Annotated in this window: 12 protein-coding genes and 1 tRNA gene; 7 read left to right on the forward strand and 6 right to left on the reverse strand. The window is 46.1% G+C overall.

All coding sequences use genetic code 11. From position 1 onward, the window contains the following. Positions 1-5: 5 nt before the first annotated feature. Positions 6-500, reverse strand: coding sequence for a 2-amino-4-hydroxy-6-hydroxymethyldihydropteridine diphosphokinase (gene folK / locus HCZ42_RS02240; protein ID WP_167419151.1), 495 nt, complete (start codon positions 498-500; stop codon positions 6-8). Continuing rightward, positions 497-850, reverse strand: a complete 354-nt coding sequence (gene folB, locus HCZ42_RS02245) for a bifunctional dihydroneopterin aldolase/7,8-dihydroneopterin epimerase (RefSeq protein WP_167419152.1) — start codon at positions 848-850, stop codon at positions 497-499. Before folB ends, folK begins: the two co-directional genes overlap by 4 nt. 158 nt (positions 851-1,008) lie before the next feature. On the opposite strand from folB, the gene plsY reads away from it, so the two are divergent. Continuing rightward, complete coding sequence (gene plsY / locus HCZ42_RS02250) at positions 1,009-1,620, forward strand: glycerol-3-phosphate 1-O-acyltransferase PlsY (protein ID WP_167419153.1); 612 nt, start codon at positions 1,009-1,011, stop codon at positions 1,618-1,620. Between the two features lie 32 nt (positions 1,621-1,652). On the opposite strand, the gene HCZ42_RS02255 is transcribed toward plsY, so the two are convergent. Next, complete coding sequence (locus tag HCZ42_RS02255; protein WP_167419154.1) at positions 1,653-2,480, reverse strand: alpha/beta fold hydrolase; 828 nt, start codon at positions 2,478-2,480, stop codon at positions 1,653-1,655. A 121-nt stretch (positions 2,481-2,601) separates the two neighbouring features. Then, a complete protein-coding gene (tsaD, locus tag HCZ42_RS02260) occupies positions 2,602-3,618 on the reverse strand; it encodes a tRNA (adenosine(37)-N6)-threonylcarbamoyltransferase complex transferase subunit TsaD (protein ID WP_167419155.1) in 1,017 nt (338 codons plus the stop codon). Positions 3,619-3,847: 229 nt separating this feature from the next. Between tsaD and rpsU the strand changes: the two genes are divergently transcribed. The 5 genes from rpsU to HCZ42_RS02285 all read left to right on the forward strand — a co-directional run bounded on the left by rpsU (position 3,848) and on the right by HCZ42_RS02285 (position 8,572). Continuing rightward, positions 3,848-4,063: a 30S ribosomal protein S21 gene (gene rpsU, locus HCZ42_RS02265; RefSeq protein WP_001145625.1), complete on the forward strand. Its 216-nt coding sequence runs from the start codon at positions 3,848-3,850 to the stop codon at positions 4,061-4,063. Positions 4,064-4,089: 26 nt separating this feature from the next. Then, positions 4,090-4,533, forward strand: a complete 444-nt coding sequence (locus HCZ42_RS02270; RefSeq protein WP_167419156.1) for a GatB/YqeY domain-containing protein — start codon at positions 4,090-4,092, stop codon at positions 4,531-4,533. A 93-nt stretch (positions 4,534-4,626) separates the two neighbouring features. Further along, the gene (gene dnaG, locus HCZ42_RS02275) at positions 4,627-6,384 is read left to right on the forward strand and encodes a DNA primase (RefSeq protein ID WP_167419157.1); all 1,758 of its coding nucleotides are present in this window, start codon (positions 4,627-4,629) and stop codon (positions 6,382-6,384) included. Between the two features lie 98 nt (positions 6,385-6,482). Continuing rightward, the gene (gene rpoD, locus HCZ42_RS02280) at positions 6,483-8,339 is read left to right on the forward strand and encodes an RNA polymerase sigma factor RpoD (protein WP_167419158.1); all 1,857 of its coding nucleotides are present in this window, start codon (positions 6,483-6,485) and stop codon (positions 8,337-8,339) included. Positions 8,340-8,496: 157 nt separating this feature from the next. Further along, positions 8,497-8,572 (forward strand) — tRNA-Ile (locus HCZ42_RS02285). 468 nt (positions 8,573-9,040) lie between these two features. Here HCZ42_RS02285 and HCZ42_RS02290 read toward each other — a convergent pair. Both HCZ42_RS02290 and djlA read right to left on the reverse strand, forming a co-directional pair. Then, entirely contained in the window at positions 9,041-9,613 is a 573-nt protein-coding gene (locus HCZ42_RS02290; protein ID WP_167419159.1) for a YceI family protein, read from the reverse strand. A 166-nt stretch (positions 9,614-9,779) separates the two neighbouring features. After that, the gene (gene djlA / locus HCZ42_RS02295) at positions 9,780-10,631 is read right to left on the reverse strand and encodes a co-chaperone DjlA (RefSeq protein ID WP_167419160.1); all 852 of its coding nucleotides are present in this window, start codon (positions 10,629-10,631) and stop codon (positions 9,780-9,782) included. 187 nt (positions 10,632-10,818) lie between these two features. Here djlA and lptD point away from each other — a divergent pair, with 187 nt between their 5' ends. Beyond that, positions 10,819-13,131, forward strand: coding sequence for an LPS assembly protein LptD (gene lptD / locus HCZ42_RS02300; RefSeq protein ID WP_167419161.1), 2,313 nt, complete (start codon positions 10,819-10,821; stop codon positions 13,129-13,131). The last annotated feature ends 41 nt before the right edge of the window (positions 13,132-13,172 follow it).

Consider the following 13,172-nt stretch of genomic DNA (forward strand, 5'->3'; position numbering starts at 1 on the left):
CATTATTATTTGGGGATATCGAACCACGGTTCTACCGAGGTGAGTACTTCCTTATAAGAAGATTCCTGCCAGATTTGGCGTATCATTCGACCATCCTTAGGAACGATAAGTTCAGGGCACAACTCAACCAGCGGTTTAATGACGAAACCGTATTTATAGATGTCACTGCGTGGTAGCTGTGGATCTTGATCCGACACACAATCACCGAACAAGATAATGTCGAGGTCGATTGTACGGGGCTGAAACTTGGCCGCGTGCTCTGAGCGCCCCCATTTGAGCTCAATTTGACGTAGCTGTCGCGAAAAATCCGCCAAACTTAACGCCGTTTTCATTTCTACGACAAGATTGAAAAAGGCGTCACCAGCAAAGCCAACCGCTTCGCACTCGTAGATGGTCGATAAACGCAAGTTATCGCCAAGCGTGCTGAGCTCTGCTACGGCAGCCTCAATATGTTTATGCCTTTCCACATTGGAACCCACCCCAATGTAGCAGGTGATCATGCGTGGCCTCGCTCGATGATCACACCAACGCTTTTCGCTTGAGGAACCGCACCCGGCTTAGCCAGACGGATCTTTATCCACGGCACATTAAAACGCGCCATGATTAACTCCGCGATCTCTTCTGCAACGCGTTCTACAAGTAGAAAACGGCCACCTTCAATATGTTCAAGTACCGCAGCACTCACCGTCGCATAATCCAACGCGTCTTTCACATCATCACTTTTACCAGCGGGACGATTGTCGTGTGCCATTTCGATATCGAGTACGAGCTTTTGTTTGATTTCCTGTTCCCAGTCATAAACACCAATAGTCGTAATTACTTCTAATTGCTCGATAAATACTTTATCCATGCGCGTTGCTTCCTTTAGAGGTCGGATACCCAAGTTTATTAAAAAGTCGTACTATTCCCCCCTCAAATTACCATTCTGTAGGTAGTTTGGGAGTCTCAAGCGCGATATGATATCAATTACTTGCTTGGCAAACACCTCTTAAAGACGAGTAAATCACTATGACCCCACTAGCCCTAGTACTGATCATCGGCGCCTATTTATTAGGCTCGATCTCTAGTGCGGTGCTGATTTGTCGTATTCTTCGCCTACCTGATCCAAGAAAAGTAGGCTCAAACAACCCTGGTGCGACCAACGTTTTGCGTATCGGCGGGAAAAAAGCCGCAGCTGCAGTATTACTGTGTGACATGCTTAAAGGTACCATTCCGGTATGGGGCGCATTCTTCCTTGATATTGAACCGATCATCTTAGGTGTAATCGCGATTGCTGCTTGTCTTGGTCACATGTACCCAATCTTCTTCCACTTTAAAGGCGGAAAAGGCGTTGCCACCGCTCTAGGCGCAATTGCGCCAATCGGTCTGGACTTTACCGCGATGGTGCTGGCCACGTGGTTAGCAGTCGCGCTTACGTTTCGTTATTCATCTCTCGCGGCATTGGTCACTGTGTTATTGGCACCGTTTTACACTTGGATGTTTAAGCCGCAATATACCCTGCCCGTTGCGATGCTATGTTGTTTGATTGTATTTAGACACCACCAGAACATTAAACGCCTGCTGGATGGCACTGAGCCGAAAGTGGGAGAGAAAAAGAAAGGACTTGATAAGGCCTCTTAAATAGAGGCCTTATTGTTATTGAATCACTGCTGCTAGGCGTGTTTCGCCAAAAACTGCTCCAACATTTGAGAAACAAACTCTGGTTGTTCTAAATTGGAAATATGTCCTGCCTGAGGAATTTGAACCAGTTCAGAGCCCGCAATGCAATCTTGCATCAGGTAAGACTCAAGTACAGGGCGCGGTGTATCTTCTTGACCGACAGCGATCAACACAGGCAAGGCAAACTTTTCAATGTCTTCAAACTGGTCACGACGACCAAACACCATCTTACCCATTCGCGCGACTTCAACCGCTTGCTCTCCAGCCAACGAAGCTAAGTGCTGACGGAAACCATTCACCAACTCTGGAGAATCTTGCTGTGCGTTGCGAGCAAAAAAGAGTGGCGTTACCGCCTCAACAATCGCTTCCGGAACAACTTGCGCCTGAGCAATGGTATCCAACATGGCGAAGTATTTGTTGTGCATCACTTCAGGTTCTAAACCAACAAAGGTGTCCATTAGCACTAATGACTTAACACGCTGCGGAACCAAGTTCACGACTTCAGTCCCCCACATGCCGCCAACCGACAAACCAACAATAGAAAATTCATCGATGTTTAAGTGATCCATCAAAGCGACGATTTGTTTCGCGTAATCAGTGAGCGAGCGTGTGGTTTCTGGCGCAAATTGAGAATCGCCGTGCGCCCAAAATTCAGGAACGATACAGCGGTACTTATCGCTCAGTGCCGCAATTTGTGGTGCCCACATGTTGCTATCCCACAGATAGCTGTGCCCGAACACCACGACAGGCCCTTGCCCTTGGTCCAAATAAGCCATTTCGCGGCCATCAATAGAAAACTTGTGCTTTGGTAACTTTTGCATTGTTTGTTCCGTTATCTTGATCAGTAGAAAGTCGATAAAACGACCTTTACCAACTGGTTGTTGCAATCGTTATAAATGAAAAAGGCCGCGCTGAATGGCGACCTTTGTAAATATTGGCTGGTTATGAAAGCGGTTCTAGCTGGTCAATTGGCCAACGAGGTGTCGCTTGAACCGACAGATCCGCTACTTCACCATTTTTCAGACGCTGCATACCTGCGTAGGCAATCATCGCACCATTATCAGTACAGAACTCGGTTCTTGGGTAGTACACTTCACCGCCCACTTTTTTCGCAAGCTGTTCCAGATCCGCACGTAAACGGCGATTTGCACTGACACCACCAGCAATCACGATGCGTTTGAAACCCGTTTGTTCAAGGGCTCGTTTACACTTGATGGTCAAGGTTGCACAAACCGCTTCTTCAAAGGCCAACGCGATATCTGCGCGAGTTTGCTCGTCATCACCGTTTGCAGCAATAGTATTAGCCGTAAAGGTTTTCAGTCCAGAAAAGCTCATATCTAAACCCGGACGGTCTGTCATCGGACGAGGGAACTTAAAACGACCTAGTGTGCCTTTTTCTGCCAATTTCGACAGTAGCGGACCACCTGGGTAATCTAAGCCCATCAGTTTCGCGGTTTTATCAAACGCTTCGCCAGCCGCATCATCAATTGACTCACCCAAGATTTTGTATTCACCAATCCCTTTGACTTCCACCATCATAGAATGTCCGCCCGATACCAGTACCGCAACGAATGGGAACGGTGGTGGGTTATCTTCCAGCATTGGCGCTAACAGGTGACCTTCCATATGATGGACAGGCACAGCAGGTACGCCCCAAGCGTAAGCAAGGCTGCGGCCAATCGTCGCACCAACCAACAGTGCGCCGACTAAACCAGGTCCCGCGGTATACGCCACCCCATCAATATCTTTTGGTGTCAGCTCCGCTTCTGCCATTGCTGCTTTAATCAGAGGAATGGTTTTCTTTACGTGATCGCGGGAAGCAAGCTCAGGCACTACACCACCGTAGTCTGCATGCAGCTTTACCTGACTGTATAGTTGATGAGAAAGCAGCCCTTTCTCATCGTCGTAAATCGCAATTCCTGTTTCATCACAAGAGGTTTCGATACCGATAATGCGCATGGTTTACCTTGGATGTTTCTGTCTATGATTCAAAATTGGCGCAATATTACATTGCTAGCGCCGTTCAAACAAATTTTGTACATACTATAATCGACAAAGTGCTTTACAAAGCCGTAGTGATCGGATTAAAATTCCGCACCATTTTTGATCAAGCTGATTGTAGACCTAGCAACTAAGCTAAGTACTGTGAAGTCAGCATTAACGAATTAACCCCTGAGGTGAAAGGCATATGCCAGTAGTTAAAGTACGTGAAAACGAACCGTTCGACGTAGCTCTACGTCGTTTCAAGCGCTCTTGCGAAAAAGCAGGTATCCTTTCTGAAGTGCGTCGTCGTGAGCACTACGAAAAACCAACTACAGTTCGCAAACGCGCTAAAGCAGCAGCTCAAAAGCGTCACGCTAAGAAGCTAGCTCGCGAAAACGCTCGTCGCGTTCGCCTGTACTAATAGCTAAGTCCTAAAGGATTATAGTTATGGCTCTTATTGAACAACTCAAAGAAGAGCAAAAATTAGCGATGAAAGCCAAGGACAAATTGCGCCTTGGTACTATTCGTTTAGCTCTTGCAGCAGTAAAGCAACGTGAAGTTGATGAACAGATCACTCTGGGCGACGACGACATTCTTGCTGTACTGACCAAAATGGTTAAACAACGTCGCGACTCTGTCGCTCAATTCGAATCAGCGGGTCGTCAAGACTTAGCCGATGCTGAGCAGGCCGAAATTGCTGTACTTGAGGAATTTATGCCTCAACCGCTAACAGATGAAGAAGTAGCTGTACTGATTGAAAGTGCGATTACAGAATCTGGTGCTGCGGGCATGCAAGACATGGGTAAAGTAATGGGCGTGCTTAAGCCTCAGATTCAAGGGCGCGCAGATATGGGTAAAGTAAGTGGTCTAGTTCGTTCTAAACTGGCTTAATTATCCAACAATATTTGCAGCAAGCCGTGCTATCCTTTGGAACGCACGGCTTGTTTGTATCTACTACTGTATTTTCTTTCTTTGTTAGGTTTTATGGCAGGACACATCCCTCGCAGTTTCATTGATGACCTACTCGCCCGACTTGATATCGTCGATATCATTGACGCACGCGTAAAACTTAAGAAAAAAGGCAAAAACTACAGCGCTTGTTGCCCTTTCCATAACGAAAAGACCCCTTCATTCAGTGTTAGCCAAGAAAAGCAGTTTTATCACTGTTTCGGCTGTGGTGTGCATGGCAATGCCATCGACTTTATGATGGAGTACGAGCGTTTAGAGTTCCCTGAAGCAATTGAAGAACTGGCGTCTTTTTTAGGCTTAGACGTTCCTAGAGAGCAAAGCAGCAATGGTCATTTTCAATCCAATCGACCGCAGGCCAGCACCGAACAAAAGCGCAACCTTTACGATTTAATGGGCAGCATTGCTCAGTTCTATCGCGATCAACTCAAGCTTTCGAGCAGTAAAATCGCGATTGATTACCTGAAAGACCGTGGTCTATCTGGAGAAGTCGTCCACAAGTTTGGTATCGGTTATGTCGCGGACGAGTGGGACTTAGTTCGTAAGAACTTTGGTCAAAACCAGCAAACGCAAGATATGTTGGTATCTGGCGGTATGTTGATCGAAAACGACAAGGGCAACCGCTACGACCGCTTCCGTGGTCGTGTGATGTTCCCGATTCGTGACCGTCGTGGCCGAGTGATCGGTTTTGGTGGACGCGTCATTGGCGAAGGTACGCCAAAGTATCTCAACTCGCCAGAGACACCGATATTCCACAAAGGCAAAGAACTGTACGGCCTTTACGAAGTGATGCAAGCCTATCGCGAACCGTCGCAGATTTTAGTGGTCGAAGGCTATATGGATGTGGTCGCGCTGGCGCAGTACGGTGTCGATTACTCTGTCGCCTCTCTAGGTACTTCGACTACAGGCGATCACATTCAATTGTTGTTCCGTCAAACCAACACAGTGGTGTGTTGCTATGATGGTGACCGCGCTGGTAAAGAAGCCGCTTGGCGCGCACTAGAAAATGCGTTGCAGTACCTGAAGACAGGTAACACACTGAAGTTCTTGTTTCTACCAGACGGAGAAGACCCGGATAGCTACATCCGAAAATATGGCAAAGAGGCGTTTGAGCAACAGATCAAACAAGCCACGCCGTTATCCAACTATTTGTTTGATAACTTGATCGAAATGCACCAACTTAACCTTGGCAGCAACGAAGGTAAATCGGCCTTGCGCGCGCACGCTAGCGCTTTGATCAACCAGATCCCTGATCCCTATTTTCAAGAGCTGCTAGAAAAATTGCTCGATGAGCGTACCGGCTTCGATAACAGGTTGCGTCAGGCGCGACAAAAAACTGGCGAAACTCGACCTCAGCCACATAAAAAAATAAAACGTACGCCGATGCGAGAGGTTATCGCATTACTGGTACAAAATCCGAGCTATGCTCAATTGGTGCCAGATCTGTCAAGTGTGAGAGACTTAACAGTACCAGGACTAAGATTATTTGTTGAAGTGCTTGAATATTGTCATCAGCATCCCAATATAAGCACAGGCCAGTTGATGGAAAATTGGCGAAATACAAGCCACGAGGCTTTACTCTCTCGTCTTGCCGGGTGGGAAATCCCCCTCGATGAAGACAACGAACAAGATATATTTTTAGATTCATTGGACAACATTCTTGCCCAGTGCGTCGAAAAACAAATTGAAAACCTGCAGGCTAAAGAAAGAAGTGTCGGTTTATCAACCGAAGAAAGAAGGGAGCTGCTAGCTTTGATGCTAGACTTAAAAGCGTAACCCTGTTCGAATAGTCAGCAAACAATTAATTTGTTATTATGTGTGGTTTGCAACTCGCATACTAATTCCTTCACCAGATACTAAGTTGGATACCGTCTATGGATCAAAATCCGCAGTCACAGCTAAAACAACTTGTCATTAAAGGCAAGGAACAAGGCTATCTGACCTACGCAGAAGTAAATGACCACCTACCTGCAGAAATCGTAGATTCAGAGCAGGTAGAAGATATCATTCAGATGATCAACGACATGGGTATCCGTGTTGTAGAAACAGCACCTGATGCTGATGATCTAGCCCTGAATGACGATGAAACCATCACCGATGAAGATGCAGCGGAAGCTGCGGCGGCTGCGCTTTCCAGCGTAGAAAACGAAATCGGCCGCACGACTGACCCAGTACGTATGTATATGCGTGAAATGGGTACTGTTGAACTGCTTACTCGTGAAGGCGAGATCGACATCGCGAAGCGTATTGAAGATGGTATTAACCAAGTTCAAAACGCAGTGGCTGAGTATCCAGGCACTATCCCTTATATTCTTGAGCAGTTTGATAAAATTCAAGCTGAAGAGCTTCGTCTAACAGACCTGATTACAGGTTTCGTAGACCCAGACGCTGATGAGACTGCAGCTCCTACTGCAACTCACATCGGTTCTGAGCTTGCTGAGTCTGATCTAGAAGATGAAGATGAAGAAGACGAAGAAGATGACGAGGATGGTGACGATGATGAGTCAGAGGACGATACAGGTATCGACCCAGAGCTCGCTCTGGAGAAATTTACTGCTCTACGTAATACCTTCCAGAACTACCAACTTGCGTGTAACGAGTTTGGTCAGGAAAGCCCGAAAGCGCAAATCGCGCACGAGCTAGTACTGGACGTATTCAAAGAGTTCCGTCTGACGCCGAAACAATTCGACTACCTTGTTGACGAACTACGTACCTCTATGGAACGTGTTCGTACTCAAGAGCGCCTCATTATGAAAGCGACAGTTGAATACGGCAAGATGCCGAAGAAATCATTCATCGCTCTATTTACGGGTAACGAATCAAGCGAAGCTTGGTTAGATGAGATTCTTGCTTCAGACAAGCCATATGCAGACAAGATTCGTCGCAGCGAAGATGACATTCGCCGCTCGATCATGAAGCTGAAAGCGATTGAAGAAGAAACCTCTCTAACGGTCCAGAACATTAAAGACATCAGCCGTCGTATGTCTATCGGTGAAGCAAAAGCTCGCCGTGCGAAGAAAGAGATGGTTGAAGCGAACTTACGTCTTGTAATTTCTATCGCGAAGAAATACACCAACCGTGGTCTACAGTTCTTGGATCTTATCCAGGAAGGTAACATCGGTCTGATGAAAGCCGTAGATAAGTTCGAATACCGTCGTGGTTACAAGTTCTCGACTTACGCGACATGGTGGATTCGTCAGGCGATCACTCGTTCGATCGCAGACCAAGCTCGTACTATCCGTATTCCGGTTCACATGATCGAAACGATCAACAAACTGAACCGCATCTCGCGTCAAATGCTGCAAGAGATGGGTCGTGAACCGCTACCGGAAGAACTGGCTGAACGCATGCAAATGCCGGAAGACAAGATCCGTAAAGTACTGAAGATCGCTAAAGAGCCAATCTCAATGGAGACACCAATCGGTGACGACGAAGATTCGCATCTAGGTGATTTCATCGAGGATACTACGCTAGAGCTACCTGTAGACTCAGCGACCATGACCAGCCTACGCGTTGCAACAAAAGATGTATTGGCAGGCCTAACGCCTCGTGAAGCAAAAGTACTGCGTATGCGCTTTGGTATTGATATGAACACTGACCACACTCTTGAAGAAGTGGGCAAGCAGTTCGACGTTACTCGTGAACGTATCCGTCAGATTGAAGCGAAAGCACTGCGTAAACTGCGCCATCCAAGCCGCTCAGAGACCCTGCGCAGCTTCCTAGACGAGTAAGTCTAAAAAAGGCACAACACGCTAATTGATGAAAAGGTGAGCTATTGCTCACCTTTTTTGTATTTAACGGATTTAAGTGGATAAAATCTAAGCGCATTTACCCTTACCTCTGGCTAGACAGCTTGATCTTCATCCCCTATAATCATTGCCCTATCAAGGCCCCTTAGCTCAGTGGTTAGAGCAGTCGACTCATAATCGATTGGTCCGCAGTTCAAGTCTGCGAGGGGCCACCAAATTCGAAAAGGCGTAGCAGGTTAATCCCTACTACGCCTTTTTTGCATTTGGCGATTATTTATTTGCATAAGGCTCAATTTGGATAAGAAACCAGATGTAGATACGCTTTTCATTCTTTCCTACGTTGCAGGTATGAGATCGCCTACTAAACTCATTTCACAGTGTTAATTCTTATAGAGTTGGCAAACAAGGATATTTGGCTTTGTCCCCCACTAAGAAAAAATCATCAGAGCAAATTCAGACCGTGATTGAGAAAACCACGCTTGGAGAAAGTCACACAGTAAAAACCGCAGGCACCATTGATGATGATTATTGAAGACGCGAAACGGTTATCCAGCACGGTAGAAAACTTATCTATCTAGTCTGTTACGACTTCAATAACGCCAGCGATTCCTTACAAAGAAAAAGCCTGATGATCACTCATCAGGCTTTTTATTATTGTTTACCACATTGATAGCAAACGTATATCACTTTATAAAAGTGAGCGAAAGCGTCAACGGAACCTGAGTAGAGATCTCAATCCCCCCCACCGTTTCTGCTAACTTAGCTAAATTTTCCGTTGGGATACCAAAATCTGCCGCATTCACGACGACTACCGCAGATGAACTGACGGTAAGGTAGTTATCTGTAGGCACAATAATGACTGGGAAATCCATCTTCTTAGTACTGCCATACATAGAAACATCCGCTGATATGTTGGTTTTTACTGGGCCATCTGCCAACGCTTGCCAGTCAACAACACCCGATACCGTCACGTTTGGGTATTTAGCAGAGTCAAAATACAGTTCATTGAGACGAGTATCGCGAATTGGTACACCTGTACTTAAACTTTTAAGTTCGGCGATGACTTGGAATTCACCCTTTTCGCTCAAAGCACCAGAGAGTAGATTTAACGTTGCAGGTTCTACAACGTATTGCTTTTTGGTCGTCGCAAAGCTCACCGAAGAGAGGTTGGGATCTAGTTGGTAGTTACCATTGGATAGCGCGGCAGTACTACCTAACGCCAACAACAAACCAAGAAAAGGAGGAAGGATTTTCATTGTATTCCCTTAGTTGAAAAAGCCCTCCATTGATAGTAGTCGCACCAAGTAACATCAGCGAAAAAATTAACAGTAATTTAACCTAATACTCCGATATGAGATTCTCGGTTTAGACAAAAGCGAGAATCTCATAAGGTTAGATTTCAACCCGGTATTTCTGCGCGTATCAAAACCCTTTGTTTTTCTTAATCAGGTCGTAAGCATTCTGAATTTCTTGCGCTTTTTCTTTCGCAACGTTCATCATTTCCGGTGGTAGACCTTTCGCCATCAGTTTGTCTGGATGATGTTCATTCATCAGTTTCCGATAAGCGCGCTTGATAGTTTTAGCATCCGCATTACTATCGATCCCCAACAGTTTGTATGCATCACTTAACTGGTCTGCCGTTGTGGTTTGTTGCCAACTGCCAGATTGATGAGAATGTCCACCTCCCGCATGACCACCGAAGCCACCTTGCTGGAAGCGAAAAGCCGCTTCTTGCATTCTTAAACGCTGTTCAAGCTGTTCAGATGAGAAACCGAGCCCTTGCGCCACTTTATGTAATACGCTGCGCTCACTTGGATGCAGATCACCATCGGCAAACGCCGCCGAGATTTGCAGTTCTAAGAAAAACTGCATCAGGTCGAAGCGACCACCCGCTGAAATTCTTACTCGCTCAAGAACTGATTCCAACGGAAAATCGGCATCTTTACCTTCACGAAACGCGTCCTGAGCGGCTTTACGCTGTTCCCCGTGCAGGTTCATTCGATCCATCATGGTGCTCGCCAGTTGGATTTCTTGGCGTGTAACCTGACCTTTTGCTTTCGCAACGTGCCCCATCACAGCAAACGCCGCTTTGAAAAACTCTTCTTGTCGCTGCGCTTGTGACGGTCCACTACCAAAATTGGTATGAAAACCTGCACTTCTTAATCGGCGAGCTTTATCGAATTGGTGCCCGATAAATGCCCCAAACAGTGCGCCAAATATGCCTCCGAATAAAAAGCCAAAAAAGCCACCCAGAATTTTGCCAAAAATATGCATTATGTGCTCTCATCTATGAATTTTTTCGTCGTATAGCGGTCTGATAGTGCTGTAAGCTACAAATTCCTTTATTATAAGAACCGTTTTATTTTAATTTCGGTCACCCACTGCCCAGAGACTTTAGTCCCTGCATATGGCTTGGAAGCTATAACCGGATATACCCAGATCAACAGGATAGTAAAACTCGATGTCACCTTTCTCCCGCACCGTGTTAGCCGCTTCAATCAGTGCTGCTCTTTTCGTGCCTCAGACTCAAGCAGAAGCTATGTTAGACGATAGTGTGCAGGAACTGCCCGCTATAGATCAATGTTTGATCGATGAGCCTGAACCAGAAAACCCGAATCAGCAACCAGTAAAAGTCGAAGCCGACACGCTAGAAGCCATTAATGGTCAACGAGCCACTTACAAAGGCAATGTGGTTGTCGTACAAGGTAATAAACGCGTACAAGCTGATCAAGTTACGCTGCACCAGAAAGAGAACATCATTGTCGCGGAAGGCAATGTAACCTTCAGTGATGGTGCAATAAAAACCACCTCAGATAAAGCGACAAATAACCTCAACAGCGATGAAATGACGCTGGAAAACACAAAGTATGAATTCCTTTGTGAACAAGGTCGTGGAGACGCGGTTTACATCGCCAGAACAGGCAAAGCGGTTTATGAAATCGACGATGGCAGCATCACTTCGTGTCCTGAAGGGGACAAATCATGGCGTATCCGAGCTTCAGACATTGATGTTGACCAAGACGAAGAAGAAGCAACGTTCTACAACACGCGCTTTGAAATCTTAGATGTGCCCGTATTCTACTTACCTTACGTTACGGTGCCAATCGGTGATACACGTAAGACGGGTTTCCTCTACCCAACCGTCTCGTATGGTTCAAGTGACGGTTACGAAATGGCCGTTCCGTTTTACTGGAACATTGCGCCAAACTACGACTTGGAAACCACCGTCAAGTACATGCAGCAGCGTGGCACACAGTTAAACAACAAATTCCGCTACTTGACCAGCTTTGGGGAAGGCTCTCTGGATTCTGAGTTTTTACCCGATGACCGAAAATACACAGAAAAAGGTGACCGTTGGGGCTTCCAATACCAACACGATGGCATCTACCAAAAATCGTGGAAGTTCCATGTCGACTACTCAAAAGTCAGTGATATTGACTACTTCACCGATGTGGACTCTAGTATCGGTAAACGCGAAGACGGTCAGTTAGTGCAAGAAGGTAGTGTGCAGTACCGTGCATCTAATTGGGATGCAACGTTACTGACGCGAGATTTTCAAGTTCTTACCGACCGAGACAACCTGCCGTACATGATGTTGCCTCAGCTGACATTTAACTATTACGCACCTGAGTTACTGCGTTATCTCGATTTCGATGTCAAAAGTCAGGTAACCCGTTTCGATACAGATGCCGACGGCAAACCTTCCGCGACTCGTGTTCACGTCGAGCCTGGCCTGACCATTCCTTTAGGTACGACTTGGGGTTCGTGGGTAACGGAAGCACGCTTCTTAGGGACTTATTACCAACAAGACCTTGATGGCGTGATTGATTCTGAATTGGAAGAAGAAGTCACCCGATTTATTCCTGAGTTTCGCTCTCACGCTGGTATCGTGCTTGAGCGAGATACCGTGATTCTTGATAGCTACACACAAACATTGGAACCACAAATCCAATACCTGTATGTACCAGAAGAAGATCAAGACAATATTGCGAACTATGATACAACCTTGCTACAAGCCGACTATTACGGCCTGTTTAGAAGCAGAAAATACAGTAGTATTGATAAGATTAAGGCCGCAAACCAATTTAGTTACGGTGCAAGTTCGCGCTTCTTTGATGAAAACTATAAAGAGCGCCTAAATATCTCGTTTGGACAAGTTATCTACCTTGATAAAGACGACCGTCTAGATATAACGTCAGACAAACCGTCTCATTACTCAGCCTGGGCAATCGAGATGGATTTCAACTACGACGATATCGTCTTTTATCATGGTGGCATCCAATACGACGTGGATACCACAGAAGTCCAAATGGCCAACAGTACGCTCGAGTATCAGTTCGACCGAGGCTATGTGCAAGCTAACTACCGCTATGTCACGCTCGATTACATCGAGAACACCCTCGGTGATAGCCTGGGTGAATTAGACACGATTACGGAAGAAGGTATTTCTCAAGCCGGTTTACTAGCAAGCTACAAGATCAACCATAACTGGAACAGCAGTGTGCAGTACTTCTACGATTTAACCACCGACGAATCGTTAGAGTGGATGGCGAAGCTGCAATATACCGACGACTGTTGGTACATTGGTTTTACCTATAGTGAACAGCTACGCGACTGGGATCCTAACTTCACCAGTTATCCGAATGCGGATCCAGATTATGAAAATAACTTTGGCGTGAACTTTGGCATTATCGGTTTCGGTACCAACTTGGGTAGTGATACAGGCAGTGACAACTCTTTAGGTTATGGCCGCCCATTCTTCTTGAATAACTAATTTTTCAGTTTGCGGCCACGTGCCGCAAACAAGATGTATAG

The organism is Vibrio hepatarius, assembly GCF_011806575.1.
GTDB lineage: Bacteria > Pseudomonadota > Gammaproteobacteria > Enterobacterales > Vibrionaceae > Vibrio > Vibrio hepatarius_A.

Coding starts and splice junctions, on each gene's coding strand:
- folK (WP_167419151.1), bottom strand. CDS start 500: ATGATCACCTGCTACATTGGGGTGGGTTCCAATGTGGAAAGGCATAAA.
- folB (WP_167419152.1), bottom strand. CDS start 850: ATGGATAAAGTATTTATCGAGCAATTAGAAGTAATTACGACTATTGGT.
- plsY (WP_167419153.1), top strand. CDS start 1,009: ATGACCCCACTAGCCCTAGTACTGATCATCGGCGCCTATTTATTAGGC.
- HCZ42_RS02255 (WP_167419154.1), bottom strand. CDS start 2,480: ATGCAAAAGTTACCAAAGCACAAGTTTTCTATTGATGGCCGCGAAATG.
- tsaD (WP_167419155.1), bottom strand. CDS start 3,618: ATGCGCATTATCGGTATCGAAACCTCTTGTGATGAAACAGGAATTGCG.
- rpsU (WP_001145625.1), top strand. CDS start 3,848: ATGCCAGTAGTTAAAGTACGTGAAAACGAACCGTTCGACGTAGCTCTA.
- HCZ42_RS02270 (WP_167419156.1), top strand. CDS start 4,090: ATGGCTCTTATTGAACAACTCAAAGAAGAGCAAAAATTAGCGATGAAA.
- dnaG (WP_167419157.1), top strand. CDS start 4,627: ATGGCAGGACACATCCCTCGCAGTTTCATTGATGACCTACTCGCCCGA.
- rpoD (WP_167419158.1), top strand. CDS start 6,483: ATGGATCAAAATCCGCAGTCACAGCTAAAACAACTTGTCATTAAAGGC.
- HCZ42_RS02290 (WP_167419159.1), bottom strand. CDS start 9,613: ATGAAAATCCTTCCTCCTTTTCTTGGTTTGTTGTTGGCGTTAGGTAGT.
- djlA (WP_167419160.1), bottom strand. CDS start 10,631: ATGCATATTTTTGGCAAAATTCTGGGTGGCTTTTTTGGCTTTTTATTC.
- lptD (WP_167419161.1), top strand. CDS start 10,819: ATGTCACCTTTCTCCCGCACCGTGTTAGCCGCTTCAATCAGTGCTGCT.